Here is an 18,567-nt window from a genome sequence, read left to right as displayed (position 1 = left end):
TCTAAATAGTCAAAAATTACTTGGATTTTTACCGCATTTATTTTATCATAAAGATAGGAACAATAGAAGCTAGCATAAATGGCATTAATCTTATACGTAATAATTGATTTATGCTATCGTGAAATCAGAGGTGTGCATATGGATTTAGACAAACCGTCAAAAGATAATTTAAAGTTCATCTTAAACGAATTGGCCGATCATTTAACGATCGCGAATCGTGCTATAATGGATCCTGATGACTATGATTTAAACAAATATGAGGATCTTAAATTTATGTACGATGTGGTTAAACAAAAAGGACAGCTAAGTGTTTCAGAATCACAAGCTTTTGTTGAGGAGCTGCGGGCTGTTCGAAAAAATTAATAATATGTCAATAAAAAAGGGGATGGTATTTTTATAGCTACCTCCCCAAGTAAGCTAGTGAATTTATCCCCAGAGGATGTCACCATCGCTAGCTTATTTTTATTCACTAAATGTATCTAATGCATTTTTAGCCGCTCGCTGCTCAGCCTCTTTCTTTGTCCTACCAATGCCTACTTCATAGGATTTTTCGTTTATTTTCACTTGCGCAATAAATTCTTTATCGTGGGAAGGCCCTTTTTCATCGATAATGAGATAATCTATCCTTTGATTTTTGTATTGTTGGACCAATTCCTGCAGTTGACTTTTATAATCCATCGCATGCGAAAAAGCACCAGTCGTAATTTTCGGAAAAACATGCTCATCCATGAATTTTAATACCTGCCCAAATCCTTGATCAATATATAATGCTCCGAGGAAAGACTCGAACACGTCTGCAAGAAGGGCGGACCGGTCACGTCCTCCGGTTTGTTCCTCTCCTTTGCCCAGCAAAATATGCTCTCCAAATTGTAAATCTCGGGCAAAATTTGCCAATGAGGCTTCACAAACAATGGATGCTCTTAATTTTGTCATTTCACCTTCAGGCATATGAATATGTTTTTTATATAAGTATTGCGAAACACTTAATTCCAATACAGCGTCTCCCAAAAATTCAAGCCGTTCATTATCCGAAAATGTATCCTCCCGATGCTCATTCACATAGGATGAATGTGTAAATGCTTGTTTTAATAATACTCGATCATGAAAGACGATATCAAGCTGCTTTTCTATTTGTATAACATTCATTCTATGCACCCTTTTTTGAACAACATTATATAGGAAAGCCTCGCATTATGCGAGACTTTTCTATTATCATTAAGATTGAGTACTGTCTATGTAATTCACAGCATCACCAACAGTGTTTATTTTTTCCGCTTCTTCATCAGCAATTTCCATATCAAACTCATCTTCTAATTCCATAACTAGTTCTACAACATCTAATGAGTCAGCTTCAAGATCATCTTTAAATGATGCTTCCATTGTTACTTTTTCTTCTTCGACATCAAGTTGTTCTACAATAATCTTTTTTACACGATCAAAAACTTCTGCCATCCTATTTCACCTCCTTTTAGGTAGTATAAAATATTTCATCTATTATTTCCACACCCGAATGAATTAATCCTATTATAGATAGTTCAGGTGAGAATTCCATCACATAACCATTCCGCCATCTATATGAATGGTTTGACCTGTAATATAATTAGCATCATCAGAAGCTAAAAAGCGAACAGTTTTAGCAACATCTTCTGCTGAACCTAATTTAGCAAGTGGTATCATGGATAGCATGCTTTCCTTTTGTTCTTTAGTGAGTTCATCCGTCATATCTGTTGAAATAAAACCTGGAGCCACCGCATTCACATGAATGTTGCGCGAAGCTAATTCTTTAGCTGTGGATTTAGTTAATCCAATAACACCTGCTTTGGCTGCGACATAATTTGCTTGTCCAGGGTTTCCGCTGACACCAACAATAGATGAAACATTAATAATTTTTCCAGCTTTTTGTTTCATCATTTGTCTCGTTACTGCTTTCGTACATAAGAAAACACCTTTTAGGTTAATATTAATAACCTGATCAAATTCTTCCGGTTTCATACGCATTAATAAATTATCTTTGGTAACTCCCGCATTGTTTACCAATATATCCATCGTACCAAATTGCCCGATTACTTCCTTCACCATCTTCTTCACATCTGATTCATCAGCCACATTCGCTTTCACTTTAAAAGATTTCACGCCCATATTTTCTATTTCTTCTACAACAGCTTGAGCTTTGTCTTCACTTCCTGCATAGTTTACAACTACATTCGCTCCTTGCTTGGCTAATTCTAGGGCAATTGCCCTGCCAATCCCACGAGAAGAGCCAGTAACTAAAGCATTTTTTCCCTTTAACATTAGGAATCTTCCTCCTTATACCAATCAATAAACTTTTTCATTGATCCCGGATCCTGAATTGAAAAAGTTGGCATTTTACGATCAATTTTTCTAACTAACCCACTCAAAACTTTCCCATTACCTACCTCAACAAAAGCATCTACACCTGCTTCAATCATATGACGGATTGAATCTTCAAAGCGTACAGGAGAGTATAATTGTTTAATTAATAGCTCCTTTATTTCGCTGCTTTTCGTAACTGGTGCAGCAGATACATTGGCATACACAGGTATGTTAGCATCATCAACCACAGTGTTTTTTAAATATGTTCCAAATTCTTCATTGGCTGATTTCATTAACCTGGAATGGAATGGTCCGCTTACATTTAAAGGTAAAACACGCTTTGCACCGTTTTCTTTTAAAATTTTTCCCGCTTGTTCTAATCCTTCTTTTGTACCCGATATAACAATTTGCCCAGGGCAGTTCAAATTAGCAATATCGACAACTTCATCAGTAGCTAATTTTTTGAGTGCTGATTTGATATCTTCCTCCCCTAAGCCCAGAACCGCAGCCATTGATCCTTGTCCTTTTGGAAAAGCTTCTTCCATTAATTTACCCCTGGTAGCTACAAGAGGTAAAGCTGCATCTAAAGTAATCGATCCTGAAGCAACCAATGCACTATACTCACCTAAGCTATGCCCCACAGTCATAGCTGGTTTAATTCCCTCTTTCATAAGTAAGGTATGAATGGCCGTACTTGCTAACAGTAATGCTGGCTGCGCATTTTCTGTCTCTGTTAGCAATTCTTCTGGTCCTTCAAACATAAGCGCTCTAATATCTTTGTTTAAAACATTGTTAGCTTGTTCATAAAGCTTCTGAACTTCAGGATATTCATCATAAAATAATTTCCCCATACCAACTGCTTGTGATCCCTGACCTGGGAACATAAAAGCAATATGTTTCATTAATACCCCTCCTTATCCAAATCAATTGATAAAACTGTTGATTCAATAGTTTCCGTTACATTATACTCCACCATGTGGCAGGCTTGTTTAATGGCATTAAAAATAGCTCGGCCTTTTGACGATCCATGTGCTTTAATAACAGGAGCAGCTAGTCCAAATAGACCTGCCCCACCGTATTCTGAATAGTCTAATTTACTGCTCAGTTCTTTTAAGTCCTTTTTGGCTAAACCTGCGGCTATTTTTGTCTTCACGGATGACGTAAAAGTTTTTTTAAGCATGGAAAACACTGTCATAGCTGTCCCCTCAATGGTTTTTAGTGCTATATTTCCACTAAATCCATCTGTTACAACTACGTCTGCTGCTCCACTTAATAAATCTCTTGCTTCTACATTTCCAATAAAATGGATTGGTGCATTTTTTAGTTGAGTAAATGCCTTTTTTGTGAGATCATTTCCTTTTCCATCTTCTGTTCCTACATTTAACAACCCTACTGTCGGATTTGGAATGGAACGTACTTTTTCCGTATAAATGGAGCCCATGATCGCATATTGAATCAAATGATGAGCCTTTGCATCTACGTTTGCTCCAACATCTAGCAGCAAAAATCCCTTTCCATCTATGGTTGGTAAGGTTGGACTTAATGCGGGCCGATCAATACCAGGTGTTCTGCCAACCCCAAATAGTCCCGCACTCATTAATGCTCCTGTATTACCCGCTGAAATACAGGCATCGGCTCTTTTCTCCTTAACCTCTTTTGCCATTAATACAAGCGATGCATTTTTTTTACGGCGTACGGCCCGTACAGGTTCATCTTCTCCTGTGATTACTTCATCTGTATGAATAATAGTTATATTTTTATCATTTATTAAATATGGTTTTATTTTATTTTCATCACCGATTAATGTAATATGTAAGTCCTTCATTTGGGATATAGCACGCATCGCACCTGCTACAATTTCTTTAGGTGCATTGTCGCCTCCCATAGCATCAATCGCTATTCTCATTTATAATTTCCCCTTTTTGTTCGGTTGAACGATACATACAAAATAAACCAGTAAAAACTTTTTCATTATCAACAAAACTATTTACCCGAACATCGGTCAAGCCTTTCTCACTTGTTCCTTCTACAGTTGCTTTAGCTACAACACGCTCCCCTTGTTTTACTTGACGTGTGAATTTAAGTTCAGACTTTGCTGTCAGTGCTAATTCATCATTAATGACTGCAACAGCAAGTGAGTTGGCTTGTGCAAATAAGTGATGTCCACGAGCTATCTTATTTCTGGAGAAGACATGCTCAGGCTTGACTTCTAAAATTGATATCGCTCGCTTGTCCAATTCCAAATCAATAATTTCTCCGATCACTTCTTCTAAAGGTAAAGCTTTAACTGTTTCATTCCATTGATCTGTTGCAACTGATTTAATTCTCTCGCGCAGTTCAGGGATAGCAAGTTCCATTCTATCAAGACGTATCGTTTGGATACTTACACTAAATTTTTTTGCTAGCGCTTCATCTGTGATAAAAGGTGTTTGTTCGATTGTATCTTTTAATAATTGCTGACGTTCAGCCTTTGTTCTTTTCATTCTGACAGGCACCATCCACTCCGCTTATCCTTTAAGGTTAGTTCAATCAACTGCTATTTCACCTTTTTATTACTTGGTACTAATAGTAATATATAATACCAACTATAATTATGCAAGTGATGTTTTTTAATCAAGTTTATCAGTAAAAATAGTGTTCTCTTCTATATCATTTTTCAGATCAATATAATCATCATCTTCTTCAAGCAAATTATTTTCAATAATTTCCTGAGCGTCATTTCGAGCAGTTTCTAACGCACGATAATCATGAATCATATCTGCTACTTTAAATTCTGGCAGTCCACTCTGTTTCTTACCAAAAAAGTCTCCAGGGCCGCGTAATTTTAAATCCTGTTCTGCTAAATCAAAGCCATTATTTGTTTCTGACATAATACGCATTCGTTCTTTTCCTATTTCTCCTTTTGGATCAGCGACTAAAATGCAATAGCTTTGTTTATCTCCTCTTCCAACTCTGCCTCTTAGTTGGTGTAATTGGGAGAGTCCAAATCTCTCTGCGTCATAGATTACCATAATGGTAGCATTTGGAACATTCACCCCAACTTCAACAACAGTTGTCGAAACAAGTATTTGAATTTCATTCTCAGCAAATTGCTTCATGACTTGCTCTTTCTCATTTGCAGGCAGTCTACCATGAAGAAGCCCGATGTTCACCTCGGGTGGATAAAATGCTTCTAATTGATGATACAAATCAACAGCATTTTGAATATCAAGCTTATCTGACTCTTCAATAAGCGGACAAATAATATATGCCTGCTCTCCAGACAAAATTTGCTTTGCTATAAATCGTAATACACGATCAAGCATATTTTCTTTAATCCAATACGTTTTTACTTCTTTTCTTCCTGTAGGCAATTCATCAATAACAGATACATCCATATCACCGAAGGCAGTTATTGCTAAAGTACGTGGAATAGGTGTAGCAGTCATAAACAGGACATCTGGGTGCAGGCCTTTATCTCGTAATGTACGACGCTGTTCTACACCAAATCGATGCTGTTCATCCACAATCACAAAGCCCAAATCATTAAAATAAACATCATCTTGAATTAATGCATGTGTTCCTATTACAATTTGTACCTCATGGTCTTCAATCGCTTTTACGATTTCACTTCGTTTTTTTCCCTTCGTTGAGCCTGTCAGTAATGCTATTTCAGCTTGATCTCCAAACAGTTCAGTTAAAGATTGGAAATGCTGCTCTGCTAATATTTCCGTAGGTACCATCAAAGCCCCTTGCTTACCAGCAGTTATTGCCCCATAGAGACAGATTGCTGCTACAGCTGTTTTTCCAGAGCCTACATCGCCTTGTAATAGCCGATTCATTCTAAAAGGAGATTTCATGTCAGCTAATATTTGGTTTAATGACTTTTTCTGAGCTTTTGTTAATGAAAATGGTAGCTGGGTTATAAAGGTTCGAATTTTCAACGGGTCATAGTGCTGGGCATTTCCATTTGTTTCCTCCCTTTTTATTTTACGCAACAATTGCATTTTAAGTTGGAATAATAAAAACTCTTCATATATAAATCTCCTTCGAGCGTGCTTTAGAACAATTCTGCTAGACGGAAAGTGCATCGCCCATAGCGCTTCCTTTTTAGAAGGAAGTTTGTATGCATTCCTATAACTCGATGGCAACAATTCCTTTATTTCATTTTCATAAGTCAGTAGTGTACGTTGAATGAGTTTTTGCAACTTTTTATTTGTGATATTTCCTTTTAATGAGTAGATTGGCTGAATTTTTGTTTGTTCTTCAGCTAAACCTTTCTTATATGAATTTACTGTAATTTGTAATCGATGTGCATCCCATTTACCAGTTAATGTAATCATGTCACCTGCATTAATTTGTTTTTTTGCAAATGCTCGATTAAACATCACAGCCTTTATAGCTACATTTTCTACCTGCACTGTAAAGGAAAGTCTTGATTTTTTCCTTCCATAAAAAGTAAGGGAAGGTTCATAAACAACCTTCCCTTCAATGGTTACTTTATCTTCGTGAATTAACTCATTAAGTGGTTTAATTTCAAGAACGTCATAACGATAGGGCAAATAGTAAATTAAATCTGCAATCGTATTAATTTTCATAGCCGCTAAATCGCTGGCCATTTTTTCCCCTATCCCTTTTAGGTTTGTTACGGGATCTGCTAGCAATTTAACTCACTCTTTCTATAAATAAAGTTAATATATACATGATTGGTAGACATGTGAAAAATTATTCTTTAGCAGCTTTTTGTACATCCATTCCAAATATTTTTTCCTTCAAGAATCGGCCAGTTGGAGTATCAGCTAATCCCCCTTCACCGGTTTCACGAAGTGTAGAAGGCATTGTCTGACCAATACGGTACATGGCCCCTATTACTTCATCGCATGGTATTCTGCTTGTGACACCAGCAAGTGCCATGTCAGCAGAAACAATTGCTAACGAGGATCCTCCTGCATTCCTTTTCACGCACGGGACCTCTACAAGTCCTGCTACTGGGTCACAGACAAGACCAAGCATATTTTTCAGTGTCATCGCAAAAGCCTCTGCCGATTGCTGGGGTGTTCCACCTGCCATCTCCACAATAGCTGCTGATGCCATCGCTCCTGCTGACCCAACTTCCGCCTGACATCCACCTGCAGCTCCGGAAATAAATGAGTTGTTTGCAACAACAAATCCAAAAGCACCTGCTGTAAAAAGATAACGTACCATTTGTTCACGTGTAGGATTTAATTGGTTTTTTACAGCAAATAATGTTCCAGGTACACATCCCGCACTTCCTGCAGTAGGTGTAGCGCAAATTGTTCCCATCGCAGCATTAACTTCGTTCGTTCCCATCGCTTTGCTTACAGCATCTAAAAGCAGATGACCTGACAATGGTGTTTTTTCATTCAGATAGTTTTGAATTAATACAGCATCGCCTCCTGTTAAGCCAGTTACTGACTTTACACCTTTCAAACTTTCTTCTATTGCATTTTCCATAATATCTAAATTCTTTTCCATGTCATTAAATACTTCTTCACGCGTCTTTTCTTTAACATCCATTTCTTGCCTAATCATTACTTCTGAAATAAAGATGTTGTCTTTTTCCGCCGCCTCTACTAATTCGGCTACCGTTCGAAACATATTATATTTTACTCCTTTTTGTTTAGCTAACAATTTTAGCTATTTGATTGATATGTTGAGCATCTTCTAGCTCACGCAGAATCGGGTCTTCCACATTTTGGTCAACTTCTATAACCATTAAAGCTTCTTTTCCGACGTCTTTTCGATTTACTTCCATATGACCAATATTGATTTCATGCTTTGCTAAAATCTTGGTAACTGAGGCGATAGCACCGTAGCGATCATTATGCATAATTAAGATTGCTGGATGGTTCCCGGATAAGCGTAATGCAAACCCATTTAATTCTGTTATTTCTACTTTTCCGCCTCCAATCGATATGCCGATAAGTTCTAATGTATCTGTATCATTTCCAATAATAAGACGTGCGGTATTAGGATGATCGACAGCTGACGGGTCTTCAATAAATTCTATATTTATTCCTTTCTCTTTAGCGGTATCCAATGATTTACTCATCCGGGGATCATCCGTTTCATAACCTAATAATCCTCCGATTAAAGCGAAATCTGTACCGTGTCCTTTATACGTTTTCGCAAAGGATTCATAAAGGTGAATCTTTGCCCATGTAGGCTCCAAACCAAATAGGTTACGGGCCGCCTTTCCAATTCTTGCAGCACCTGCAGTATGTGAACTGGATGGACCAATCATGACTGGACCAATGATGTCAAATACTGAATTAAATTTCATATGAGCGCCTCCCCCTATGTTATATAAACGTGTATTCTCTATAATTAAGTATAACAAAAAAAGATATAATTATCATTTATAAAAATATTATTTTTTGAAAAGTCTATATTTTCATGCAAAAGTGATTTTTCAGCAAAAAAGAGTACCTTTAAGAAAGTACCCTTCCCCCTTTTTATCGTATGAATTTATATAGAATGTGGAGAAAAACGTGTTCTCCTCGAATTTTCATTCTTTTTATTCTACTGAAAATATATAGGAATAAATTGGCTGGTTTCCTTGATGAACCTCTATTTCTATTTCTTCATATACATCTTCTATATGTTCAACTAGAGATTTTCTATCTTCATCGCTTACATCATCACCCTGCAAAATTGTCAGTATTTCATCATCTTCTGTTATCATTTCTTTTAATAGTAACTTTACAGTCTCTGTTTTATCTTTATGTGTTACTTTAATTTTGCCTTCTGCGATTCCCATGAAATTTCCTTTTTCAATAGCAATTCCATCAACCTGTGTATCACGGATAGCATAGGTAACCTGTCCGCTTTTCACATGTTTGCTCGCTTCCTTCATAGATTCTTTATTCGTTAGTAGATCCGCTTCAGGGTGAAAAGCAAGAATTGCACTTATCCCCTGTGGAATTGTTTTCGTTGAAACAACTTGTACATTTTCTTCTGCTAATTCTGCGGCTTGCTCAGCAGCCATAATAATATTCTTGTTATTAGGTAAAATTAAAATATTACTGGCGTTAGCTTTTTTAATAGCATCCGCTATATCCTGTGTACTTGGATTCATCGTTTGACCGCCCTCAATCACGACAGAAGCTCCAAGACTCTCAAAAAGATTTTTTAAACCATTTCCCATTGCAACGGTTACGATTGCATACTTCCCTTTTTGCTCTGCTTTAGTATTCTCGTTTCCACCAACAATTGCTGTATGCTGCTCACGCATATTTTCAATCTTCATATTAATTAAACTTCCGTATTGTTGCCCTAGTGTTAAGACTGATCCCGGATATTCGGCATGAATGTGTACTTTAACAACATCATCGTCAGAAACAACTAACAATGAATCCCCATGCTTACTTAGCTCGTTTCTAAATTCTTCTTCATGAAAAGGGTATTCCTTTATTTTTTCATCCTCAAACTTTACCATAAATTCGGTACAATAACCATATTCAATTTCAGAGGTATCCATAAAATCCTGCGCTATTTTATGATGTTCTGCATTTACCATTTCGCTGATATCAATTTCGGAAGCATCTTGTTCTGGAAGCTCCTCCCCTTTTAAAACAGCTAAGAATCCTTCATAAATTGTTACTAGACCTTGCCCTCCAGAATCAACTACCCCTACTTCCTTTAAAACTGGTAATAAATCCGGCGTACGTTTTAAAGATGTTTTTGCTTCGGAAACTACTTTCTCCAATAATAAAAGGATATCTTTTTCTTGTTTTGCTTCATTAACAGCAATTTTGGCAGCATCTTTTGCAACTGTTAAAATAGTACCTTCCACAGGTTTCATAACTGCTTTATATGCCGTTTTGACACCATTATCCAAAGCATTAGCTAAATCCATTGCAGTAGCTGTTTGTTTTTGTTCCATTCCTTTAGCGAATCCTCGAAAGAGCTGTGATAATATAACACCTGAATTACCTCTTGCCCCCATTAACAATCCCTTAGAAAAGGCTTGAGCTACCTCGGACACATGATCGCTATTCACATTTTTTACTTCCTTCGCTCCGGAAGTCATCGATAAATTCATATTCGTTCCTGTATCACCATCAGGTACAGGGAATACGTTTAAAGCATCTATTTTCTTGGCGTTATTTTTTAAATGGTTCGCTCCTGAGAGCACCATCCGTGTAAAAGTTACGCCATCTAACTCTTGTAACTTCACTATATTTCCTCCTTCATTATGCTGGAAAAAGTCTGGTTATATTACCCCAGTCTTACCATTATGAACCTTTCTAAATGTATGTACAAAAGAGTACAAAAAAGCAAAGGTTAATCCTTTGCCACACGAACTCCTTGAATATAAATATTAACTGAGTCGATTGATAATCCTAATGACTGGCTTAGTGTATATTTAACTTGTGATTGAACATTGTGAGCTACTTCAGATATTTTAGTCCCATAACTAACAATAATATACATATCAATATGGAGATGATTTTCTTCCTGCCTTACAATTACACCACGGGAATAATTTTCCTTTCGTAATATCTCTGCGATTCCATCCCTAATTTGATTTTTAGATGCCATTCCAACAATTCCATAACATTCAACAGCTGCCCCACCGGCAATCGTAGCGATCACTTCATTGGTAATCGTCACGTGACCATCATTTGTATTAAGTTCAATGGACATTCGTATCCTCCTTTAATACCCAATTATAAAAATATATTACTACATACACTGCGATTTTAAAAGTAATGTTCCCTTTTTGTTTTTCCATTATAAACAATGGCTGATTTATTGTGTTCTGTCAATATATTTACATTTTTTATAACCATCTTTATAACTAAAAATAAATTGCATTCTTTCTCTAGTTATGATAAATTATACTAGTATTAAAATGACACATGTTGGAGTAGGAGGGATTAATATGTCTAGAAAATGTGTTATTACTGGACGTCAATCACGCACAGGAAACCAACGCTCTCACGCAATGAATGCTAATAAACGTTCTTGGAAAGCTAACGTACAAAAAGTACGTATTATGGTAGATGGCAAGCCTAAACGTGTTTATGTTTCCGCACGTGCCTTAAAATCGGGTAAAGTTAAACGTGTATAATAATATGAAATTAAAGCACCTATTGCTATCATAGGTGCTTTTTAAATGGAATAAACGTATATATCTATACAGAAGACTTTTCCCTTTGCATGATTCTTCGAGGTAAAAAAAAGCTTCTGCCATATTATTGACAAAAGCTTACTTACATTATTTATCTTTTTTAAAAACGCTAATAACACCTCGAACCATTCCACCAATAAACCTTGGGAGTTTAATAGTATAAAATTTCATGAGTTCGCCCTCCTCTAATTCAAACACACTTACATTGGAATCGCATAAAAATTTGCATAACGACTCTTTATTAGTAATAATATGCCTTTATTGCTAGAAAAAGTACCATTATTTAAAAGAAGCTTGTTTGAATCCGCAGCGTACCCTTTCAGAAGTGGGTTCTGATGGAACGAATAAAGCTTAAGTAAAAGACTCCGATATATCCTATTACTTCGTTGCATTAATTATGTCTTTCATTGCTTGATGACGATCTGATCGATTAAAAACTGCACTTCCTGCTACCAGTATATCTGCACCTGCATCGGTACATAATTTCGCAGTTTTTGTATTGACTCCGCCATCTACTTCAATATCATAAGAGTAATTAAATTTTTCCCTCCAGGATGCGATTTGCTTAATTTTGTCGATTGTCTGATAAATAAATGACTGCCCTCCAAAGCCTGGATTAACTGTCATAATTAACACTAAGTCAATGTCATTTAAAATATCTTTAATCATTTCTGCAGGTGTTGCAGGATTAATTACAACACCTGCCTTTGCACCTGTACGCTTGATTAACTGAATTGTTCGATGTAGGTGTACACAAGCCTCTTGGTGCACCGTTATGATCGATGCCCCTGCATCGGCAAACATTTGAATATATTCATCAGGATTTTCAATCATTAAATGGACATCAAGCGGCAATTCTGTTACAGGTTTAATCGCCTCCACAATTAACGGCCCAATGGTTATATTTGGAACAAAGTGACCATCCATGACATCTACATGAATAAAATCAGCACCTCCTTTTTCAACATCTATTATCTCTTGTCCAAGTTTTGAAAAATCTGCTGATAAGATTGATGGGGCTAATTTTGTCATTGTTTAGTACCTCGGCTTTCTCGATTGTATTTCATTTAAAAAACTTAAGTAATGCTCATAACGATAGGTTTTAATTTTTCCAAGCTCCACAGCTTCCTTTATTGCACATTTCGGTTCCCGGTCGTGCAAACATCCTCTAAATTTACACTTTCCTTTTCTGCTTCTCATTTCCGGAAAACAGTCAGCTAAGTCCTGCATATTAATTTCATTAAAATCAAGTGAGCTAAATCCAGGTGTATCTGCTACCAGACCATCCCCCACTTCTACTAATTCAACATGTCTTGTTGTATGCTTCCCTCTTCCTAAACTTTCTGAGATGTCATCTGTTTTTATGAATAAAGAAGGGTTTAAAGCATTTAATAAGGATGATTTGCCAACTCCTGATTGGCCTGCTACAACTGATATTTTATTTTTAAAAAGATCAAATAAATAAGTTATTTCTTTTGGATCTCTAGTAGAGAACCATTCCACATGATAACCAATTTGTTTATACTCTTTTTGATACTTTTCTAAGATTTTCTTCTCTTCAGTTGAAGCAGCGTCGGCTTTAGTAATAAAAATAATTGGTTTGATGCTTTTATATTCTATTAAAACTAGGAACCGATCTAACAATAAAGGGTTGAATTCCGGTTTTACGGACGAACTAACAATGATAGCTTGATCGATATTTGCTACTGGAGGCCGCATTAGTTCATTTTTACGTGGTTTTACTTCAGTTATATACCCCTCATTGGGATCATTTATATCAAAGTTTACATAGTCTCCAACAAGTGGATGAATGCCTTTTTTGCGAAAAACTCCCCGGCCTCTGCATCGGTAAACAGTGTCCTCTGCCCTTACATAATAGAATCCGCTTAATGCTTTTATTATTTGTCCTTCCGTCATTTATTCACCCTCTTCATAACTTACTGTTTTGTTAATAACTACTTCGCCATCTCGCATCACTTTATATTCCGCATCCTCGTCTTCTTTAATCGTTAATGTAATCGTAAAATCCGTATCTTTCTTAATTTTTTCTTTTTGAAACACCTCTGATATATCATGATTCATATCATCGATAAAAATTTCAACGGTTTGCTCCTCTTTATCTTCTGAACCTTCCTCTTCACTCGGATTATAAGGAACATTAAATGTTACTTCATGAGAAACGGGCGGCTTTTCATCCGGGCCAAGTGAAAAATATACATCTACTGTAGAACCTTTTTTTATCTCTGTATCCGTCTCAGGTTTTTGGCGAATGACCTCCCCTTCAGGTATGCTTTCGGAGTTCTCTTCTTTTACATTCATGGTTAAGTTTTTACTGTCCAAATACTCTTTCGCTTCTTTTTCGGTCATTCCTTTCAGATTACTAAGCGTAACTAGTTCCGGACCATTACTAATTTCAAATATGACACTGGCTTCATCTGGTACTACCTCACTATCCGGGGATGGCTGAATTTGTGTTATTATCTCCCCGACAGGTTTATCTGAATGTTTTTCATATGCGATAATATCTTCATACCCTTTATCTTCCAGTAAACGCTTTACTTGATTAAAATCTCGTCCGACATAATCTTTAAAAACAACTTTTTCCTTTCCATCACTAACATAGATGGCCACGTTGGAATCTTCTTTTACTGTACGCCCTGCCTTGGGGTTTGTTTTAACTACAAGGTCTTCTTCTATTTGATCGGAATGAATAAATTCCTGTTCTGGATTTAAGTTGTGCTCCTCTAATTTCCGAGCTGCTTCTTCATACTCCATTTCCGTTACATCTGGGATAGCTACATCTTTCGGTTGCAACAGAGTTGGTATAATGAAAAACGCCGCGATTCCGATAATAAACAATACCGTTAAAATCGTTAAAAACGTTCTACGCTTTTTTCTCTTTGGCTTTTTTTTCGCCTTTTTTGATGCTTTTTTATCTTTTGCATCTTTCTGATCCTTTTTGATATTCAAGGTTTTTCCGTTTGTTTGATGAATGATCGTCTCTTCATTATTATTTTCTTGGAATTGATCATTGGTAATAATAGGAATTGCCTTCGTCTCTTCTCCAGCTTCCTTGGGAGGCTTATATATCGCTTCATTTAATTTGCTTGGGTCTAATGCGGTATCTAGTGCCTCATCCATCTCATATACCGTTTCATATCGATGAAATGGATCTTTAGCCGTTGCCTGTAGCACAATATTTTCAACACTTTGTGGTACATTTTGATTAAAACGTCTGATGGATGGTGTATCATTTTGTAAATGCTTTAGGGCGATGGATACAGGCGTTTCGCCCGAAAATGGCAATCTTCCAGTTAATAATTCATATAAAACAATACCAAGCGAATAGATATCCGACTTCTTTGTGGCCATCCCTCCCCGCGCTTGCTCAGGAGATAAATAATGAACGGAACCTAATATAGAGTTCGTTTGTGTCAATGCCGTTGCACTTAAAGCGATAGCTATACCGAAATCCGTAACTTTGACTTGTCCATATGTATCAATTAATATATTTTGAGGTTTTATGTCACGATGTACAATATCGTTGGCATGTGCATGTGCGATCGCATCTGTAATTTGTTTCATAATATCTAGTGCCCTTTGCACCTCAAGTGGTCCATAGCGCTGTATGTATTCCTTTAATGTCATCCCATCTACATATTCCATTACCATGTATAAGATGTGATTTTCTTCTCCAACATCATATATGTTTACTATGTTGGGGTGGGACAAACTTGTGGCTGATTGCGCTTCACGGTCAAATCTTGCTATGAATTCTACATCATTTGCATATTCTAACCGCAGTACTTTTATCGCTACATCTCTTTCTAGAATCTTATCTCTTGCTAAGTAGACGTTTGCCATCCCGCCGCCGCCGATTGTAGCTTTAATTAAATATCTTTCATTTAACAAGTGACCCTCTAACATGATGCATCACCACCTACTTCCTCTGAAGCAATATGGTCGACAATGATCAGAGAAATATTATCCTCTCCCCCTCGTTCATTGGCTAGTGCTATCATCTTATTCCCAACTTCTTCTATACCATGATTCAATTGGAGGAATTCTACGAGTTCATTATCTGAAAGCTTATTTGTTAAACCATCTGAACATAATAATAACTTATCTCCTACATTCCAACTAAAAGACTTTATATCAGCAGCGATATACTCTTCCGTACCTAAGGCTTTTAAAAGTACATTTTTCCGAGGATGGTTTTCAGCATCTTGCTCGGATATTTGGCCGGAGCGAATAAGCTCATTTACCAATGAATGGTCTTCAGTTATTTGGGCAAAACCATCTTCATTAAAAAGGTAGCACCTGCTATCTCCAATATGAGCAATGGTAACGAAATCATTTGAACAAACACTTACAACGATTGTAGTTCCCATGCCTTTACACTGTTTATCTAATTGGGCTTTCTCATAAATCGTTTTATTCATTTTCTGAATTGTTTCTTCCAGCCATTTTTCCGTATCCTCTGGCGTATTAAAATAATTGATATTCTGCCATTTTTCTTGAATGATCGATGTTGCCATTTGACTCGCCACATCGCCAGCTTTATGTCCGCCCATTCCATCCGCAATAATAGCTAAAAATTGGCCATGGGGATTATCATACGTACCACCGGAATCCTCGTTATGACTTCTAATTTGACCACGATCAGTCAGGAATTTTCCCTTCATTCTTAATCACCCCTTTGGCAATTCGAGAAACGCGTGTTATATATTATACAATATTGCTTATAAAAAAACTTTTTAACCTTCGTATTTTACTTTTTTGCATTCAGAGTGGAATATGAACCCTTTCTGATTAACCGAACAAAAAAGAAACCATCAGTCTGGAATGTATGAGGAAACAACTGAATTCCCGTTTTTGTAATTCCTGGAGATTTTTTTATATCTTTTGGTAAATCTTCGATAAAAGAGGCATCTACTTCAAAATCTTTATGTTTTTCTAAAAAATTTTTAACGACATTTTCATTTTCTTCCACATCCACAGTACACGTACTATAAATTAGTAAACCGTCTTTTTTCAACAATGGGGCAACATGATCTAAAATATCAGCCTGAATTGCGGCTAGCTGATGGACATCTTTTTCCTGTTTATTATATTTTATATCCGGTTTTCCACGGATTACACCAAATCCTGAGCAAGGAGCATCAACTAAAATTCGGTCAAAAGATTCATCTGCATGGATATTTCGTAAATTCCTTGCATCTGCCTGTTGTGCATTTATATTTGTTAAATGGAGATCTGATGCTTTTTTATTGATTAATTTCACTTTATTTTTGTGAAGATCATACGCATAAACGCTTCCACTATTTTGCATTTTCTCTGCAATATGAGTTACTTTTCCTCCTGGTGCACTACAGGTATCCAATACATCCATAGATGGTTGTACTTTTAGCATTTCTGATACAAGCATAGAACTCTGATCCTGTACAGTAACATAACCTTTCTTAAATAAGTCCGTTTTCAAAATATTTCCTTGATCAACGATAATACCTTGCTCTGAAAAAAGAGAAGGTCTTACTTGAAACCCTAGCTCTTGTAAAGTACGCATCGCTTCCTCTCTTGAAATTTTCATCGGTTGAATACGAATAGACAACGGCTTTTTATTTAAGTTAGCTTTACACATTTCTTTCGTCACTTTATACCCGTAATGATGTAGCCATCTTTCAATAAGCCATTCCGGATGGCTTGTTTGAACTGCCAGACGCTTGACATCATTTTCTATCGAATCGGTTCTTGGAATCCCCTTTCGTTGTATATTCCGAAGAACCCCATTTACAAATGAAGCTGTCCCTTTATGCCCTCTTTGTTTTGCCATTTCTACAGCTTCATGAATAATGGCATGATCTGGTATACGATCCAGATATATCATTTGATAAAGAGACATCCTCAAAAGTATTTTCACCCATGACTGTATCTTTTGATTTGGCTTGATAAAGTTTTGTAAATAATAATCTAACGTTAGCTTTCGCTGCACCGTTCCATAAACAATTTCAGTTAAAAGCCTTTCATCTTTGGAATCCATTTTCTGCGCCTTTATTTCGTTATCAATAAGAAGATGACTAAAACTTTTATTTTTTTCTATTCGCAAAAGCAAATCAATGATTGTATTTCTAAGCTGGTATTTTTTCATATCAAGACCCCATTAAAGTATCTAGTTTAAATCTATCGCTAGCCCCTAGCAAATAATCGCTTACAGACATCCGTTTTTTACCTGCTGGCTGAATTTCCGTAATTCGGACTCCTTTTTGATTACCGCAAGCAACAATAAAATCCTTTCCGTCATTAATCCGTACAATTTCTCCCGGAGAAGCGTCATTATATGTTGTATGGTCCATTTCCCCCCACCAAATTTTCATCACTTTATTTTGATACGTTGTAAAAGCTACTGGCCAAGGATGTAATCCGCGTATTTGATTATATACTTCCTGATTACTCTTGTTCCAATCGATTTTTTCTTGCTCTCGTTTAATATTAGAAGCAAATGTAGCTTTTTCCTCATCCTGCTTTTTCGGAACAATTTCGTTTGCAAATAATGGCGGCAATGTTTTCATTAATAAATTTGCCCCTGTATGTGATAGCTTGTCATGTAAAGAACCAACATGATCATCTTCTTCAATTGCTACAGACTCTTGCATTAAAATGTCTCCGGCATCCAACTTTTCTGCCATGTACATAATTGTAATTCCTGTTTCCTTTTTTCCTTGGATAATAGCATAATGAATAGGTGCTCCCCCACGCAATTCGGGGAGATAGGATGCATGCACATTGATACAACCATACTTCGGCGCTTCTAATAATTCTTTCGGAAGTAATTGTCCATATGCTGCTGTAACAATTAAATCAGGGTTATATTCCATGATTTTTTCATATTCATTTGTTAGTTTTTCAGGTTGAAACACTGGTATTTTATGTTTTTCTGCTTCTATTTTAACAGGTGACGCAGTTAGTACTTTTTTTCTTCCTTTCGGTCGGTCAGGTTGTGTCACAACTAGCACAACTTCGTACTGAGATTGAACTAATTTTTGTAAAACAGGAACTGAAAAATCCGGAGTTCCCATGAAAACGACTTTTTTCATCTT

General features: G+C 36.5%; 20 protein-coding genes. 2 read left to right on the top strand and 18 right to left on the bottom strand.

Features of this window, described 5'->3' with window-relative positions; all coding sequences use genetic code 11:
- Nucleotides 1-138: 138 nt before the first annotated feature.
- Nucleotides 139-363, top strand: a complete 225-nt coding sequence (locus J2Z81_RS00500) for a DUF1128 domain-containing protein (RefSeq protein WP_029268934.1) — start codon at nt 139-141, stop codon at nt 361-363.
- A 99-nt stretch (nt 364-462) separates the two neighbouring features.
- Here the strand turns inward: J2Z81_RS00500 and rnc are convergent, their stop codons facing one another.
- The 11 genes from rnc to J2Z81_RS00445 form a co-directional block, all read right to left on the bottom strand.
- On the bottom strand, nt 463-1,146 hold the full coding sequence (rnc, locus tag J2Z81_RS00495) for a ribonuclease III (protein WP_029268932.1): 684 nt from the start codon (nt 1,144-1,146) through the stop codon (nt 463-465).
- Between the two features lie 69 nt (nt 1,147-1,215).
- The gene (gene acpP, locus J2Z81_RS00490; protein WP_029268930.1) at nt 1,216-1,452 is read right to left on the bottom strand and encodes an acyl carrier protein; all 237 of its coding nucleotides are present in this window, start codon (nt 1,450-1,452) and stop codon (nt 1,216-1,218) included.
- 99 nt (nt 1,453-1,551) lie between these two features.
- Nucleotides 1,552-2,292 (bottom strand): 3-oxoacyl-[acyl-carrier-protein] reductase, encoded by a 741-nt coding sequence (gene fabG, locus J2Z81_RS00485; RefSeq protein WP_226370495.1) that lies wholly within the window; start codon nt 2,290-2,292, stop codon nt 1,552-1,554.
- Entirely contained in the window at nt 2,292-3,236 is a 945-nt protein-coding gene (gene fabD, locus J2Z81_RS00480) for an ACP S-malonyltransferase (protein WP_226370494.1), read from the bottom strand. The genes fabG and fabD overlap by 1 nt, the downstream gene beginning before the upstream one ends.
- Nucleotides 3,236-4,240 carry a phosphate acyltransferase PlsX gene (plsX, locus tag J2Z81_RS00475; protein WP_226370493.1) on the bottom strand — a complete coding sequence of 335 codons (1,005 nt, stop codon included), beginning with the start codon at nt 4,238-4,240 and terminating at the stop codon, nt 3,236-3,238. The genes fabD and plsX overlap by 1 nt, the downstream gene beginning before the upstream one ends.
- Complete coding sequence (fapR, locus tag J2Z81_RS00470) at nt 4,224-4,817, bottom strand: transcription factor FapR (protein ID WP_029268925.1); 594 nt, start codon at nt 4,815-4,817, stop codon at nt 4,224-4,226. Before fapR ends, plsX begins: the two co-directional genes overlap by 17 nt.
- A gap of 126 nt (nt 4,818-4,943) precedes the next feature.
- Complete coding sequence (gene recG / locus J2Z81_RS00465) at nt 4,944-6,977, bottom strand: ATP-dependent DNA helicase RecG (RefSeq protein ID WP_029268922.1); 2,034 nt, start codon at nt 6,975-6,977, stop codon at nt 4,944-4,946.
- Between the two features lie 61 nt (nt 6,978-7,038).
- A complete protein-coding gene (gene sdaAA / locus J2Z81_RS00460; protein ID WP_029268920.1) occupies nt 7,039-7,932 on the bottom strand; it encodes an L-serine ammonia-lyase, iron-sulfur-dependent, subunit alpha in 894 nt (297 codons plus the stop codon).
- Nucleotides 7,933-7,954: 22 nt separating this feature from the next.
- A complete protein-coding gene (gene sdaAB / locus J2Z81_RS00455) occupies nt 7,955-8,617 on the bottom strand; it encodes an L-serine ammonia-lyase, iron-sulfur-dependent subunit beta (RefSeq protein WP_226370492.1) in 663 nt (220 codons plus the stop codon).
- 234 nt (nt 8,618-8,851) lie between these two features.
- The gene (locus J2Z81_RS00450) at nt 8,852-10,513 is read right to left on the bottom strand and encodes a DAK2 domain-containing protein (RefSeq protein ID WP_226370491.1); all 1,662 of its coding nucleotides are present in this window, start codon (nt 10,511-10,513) and stop codon (nt 8,852-8,854) included.
- A 107-nt stretch (nt 10,514-10,620) separates the two neighbouring features.
- Nucleotides 10,621-10,983, bottom strand: a complete 363-nt coding sequence (locus J2Z81_RS00445) for an Asp23/Gls24 family envelope stress response protein (RefSeq protein WP_029268916.1) — start codon at nt 10,981-10,983, stop codon at nt 10,621-10,623.
- Nucleotides 10,984-11,221: 238 nt separating this feature from the next.
- Here J2Z81_RS00445 and rpmB point away from each other — a divergent pair, with 238 nt between their 5' ends.
- Nucleotides 11,222-11,410 (top strand): 50S ribosomal protein L28, encoded by a 189-nt coding sequence (rpmB, locus tag J2Z81_RS00440; RefSeq protein ID WP_029268914.1) that lies wholly within the window; start codon nt 11,222-11,224, stop codon nt 11,408-11,410.
- 147 nt (nt 11,411-11,557) lie between these two features.
- Here rpmB and spoVM read toward each other — a convergent pair whose 3' ends face one another.
- From spoVM to fmt, 7 genes are all read right to left on the bottom strand, one after another.
- On the bottom strand, nt 11,558-11,641 hold the full coding sequence (gene spoVM, locus J2Z81_RS00435; RefSeq protein WP_038221134.1) for a stage V sporulation protein SpoVM: 84 nt from the start codon (nt 11,639-11,641) through the stop codon (nt 11,558-11,560).
- A gap of 207 nt (nt 11,642-11,848) precedes the next feature.
- Nucleotides 11,849-12,502 carry a ribulose-phosphate 3-epimerase gene (rpe, locus tag J2Z81_RS00430; RefSeq protein ID WP_226370490.1) on the bottom strand — a complete coding sequence of 218 codons (654 nt, stop codon included), beginning with the start codon at nt 12,500-12,502 and terminating at the stop codon, nt 11,849-11,851.
- 3 nt (nt 12,503-12,505) lie between these two features.
- Entirely contained in the window at nt 12,506-13,387 is an 882-nt protein-coding gene (gene rsgA / locus J2Z81_RS00425; RefSeq protein WP_029268910.1) for a ribosome small subunit-dependent GTPase A, read from the bottom strand.
- The gene (pknB, locus tag J2Z81_RS00420; protein WP_226370489.1) at nt 13,388-15,397 is read right to left on the bottom strand and encodes a Stk1 family PASTA domain-containing Ser/Thr kinase; all 2,010 of its coding nucleotides are present in this window, start codon (nt 15,395-15,397) and stop codon (nt 13,388-13,390) included. It lies immediately after the preceding gene.
- Nucleotides 15,391-16,155 (bottom strand): Stp1/IreP family PP2C-type Ser/Thr phosphatase, encoded by a 765-nt coding sequence (locus J2Z81_RS00415; RefSeq protein WP_029268907.1) that lies wholly within the window; start codon nt 16,153-16,155, stop codon nt 15,391-15,393. Before J2Z81_RS00415 ends, pknB begins: the two co-directional genes overlap by 7 nt.
- Nucleotides 16,156-16,241: 86 nt before the next feature.
- Complete coding sequence (rsmB, locus tag J2Z81_RS00410; protein ID WP_226370488.1) at nt 16,242-17,618, bottom strand: 16S rRNA (cytosine(967)-C(5))-methyltransferase RsmB; 1,377 nt, start codon at nt 17,616-17,618, stop codon at nt 16,242-16,244.
- 1 nt (nt 17,619) lies between these two features.
- Complete coding sequence (fmt, locus tag J2Z81_RS00405) at nt 17,620-18,564, bottom strand: methionyl-tRNA formyltransferase (protein ID WP_029268903.1); 945 nt, start codon at nt 18,562-18,564, stop codon at nt 17,620-17,622.
- Nucleotides 18,565-18,567: the final 3 nt, after the last annotated feature.

The organism is Virgibacillus alimentarius, assembly GCF_017874635.1.
GTDB lineage: Bacteria > Bacillota > Bacilli > Bacillales > Amphibacillaceae > Virgibacillus_B > Virgibacillus_B alimentarius.
The sequence above is the reverse complement of the archived record's forward strand: the minus strand, read 5'-3'. Positions and strand labels throughout refer to the sequence as shown.

Coding starts and splice junctions, on each gene's coding strand:
- J2Z81_RS00500 (WP_029268934.1), top strand. CDS start 139: ATGGATTTAGACAAACCGTCAAAAGATAATTTAAAGTTCATCTTAAAC.
- rnc (WP_029268932.1), bottom strand. CDS start 1,146: ATGAATGTTATACAAATAGAAAAGCAGCTTGATATCGTCTTTCATGAT.
- acpP (WP_029268930.1), bottom strand. CDS start 1,452: ATGGCAGAAGTTTTTGATCGTGTAAAAAAGATTATTGTAGAACAACTT.
- fabG (WP_226370495.1), bottom strand. CDS start 2,292: ATGTTAAAGGGAAAAAATGCTTTAGTTACTGGCTCTTCTCGTGGGATT.
- fabD (WP_226370494.1), bottom strand. CDS start 3,236: ATGAAACATATTGCTTTTATGTTCCCAGGTCAGGGATCACAAGCAGTT.
- plsX (WP_226370493.1), bottom strand. CDS start 4,240: ATGAGAATAGCGATTGATGCTATGGGAGGCGACAATGCACCTAAAGAA.
- fapR (WP_029268925.1), bottom strand. CDS start 4,817: ATGAAAAGAACAAAGGCTGAACGTCAGCAATTATTAAAAGATACAATC.
- sdaAA (WP_029268920.1), bottom strand. CDS start 7,932: ATGTTTCGAACGGTAGCCGAATTAGTAGAGGCGGCGGAAAAAGACAAC.
- sdaAB (WP_226370492.1), bottom strand. CDS start 8,617: ATGAAATTTAATTCAGTATTTGACATCATTGGTCCAGTCATGATTGGT.
- J2Z81_RS00445 (WP_029268916.1), bottom strand. CDS start 10,983: ATGTCCATTGAACTTAATACAAATGATGGTCACGTGACGATTACCAAT.
- rpmB (WP_029268914.1), top strand. CDS start 11,222: ATGTCTAGAAAATGTGTTATTACTGGACGTCAATCACGCACAGGAAAC.
- spoVM (WP_038221134.1), bottom strand. CDS start 11,641: ATGAAATTTTATACTATTAAACTCCCAAGGTTTATTGGTGGAATGGTT.
- rpe (WP_226370490.1), bottom strand. CDS start 12,502: ATGACAAAATTAGCCCCATCAATCTTATCAGCAGATTTTTCAAAACTT.
- rsgA (WP_029268910.1), bottom strand. CDS start 13,387: ATGACGGAAGGACAAATAATAAAAGCATTAAGCGGATTCTATTATGTA.
- pknB (WP_226370489.1), bottom strand. CDS start 15,397: ATGTTAGAGGGTCACTTGTTAAATGAAAGATATTTAATTAAAGCTACA.
- J2Z81_RS00415 (WP_029268907.1), bottom strand. CDS start 16,155: ATGAAGGGAAAATTCCTGACTGATCGTGGTCAAATTAGAAGTCATAAC.
- rsmB (WP_226370488.1), bottom strand. CDS start 17,618: ATGAAAAAATACCAGCTTAGAAATACAATCATTGATTTGCTTTTGCGA.
- fmt (WP_029268903.1), bottom strand. CDS start 18,564: ATGAAAAAAGTCGTTTTCATGGGAACTCCGGATTTTTCAGTTCCTGTT.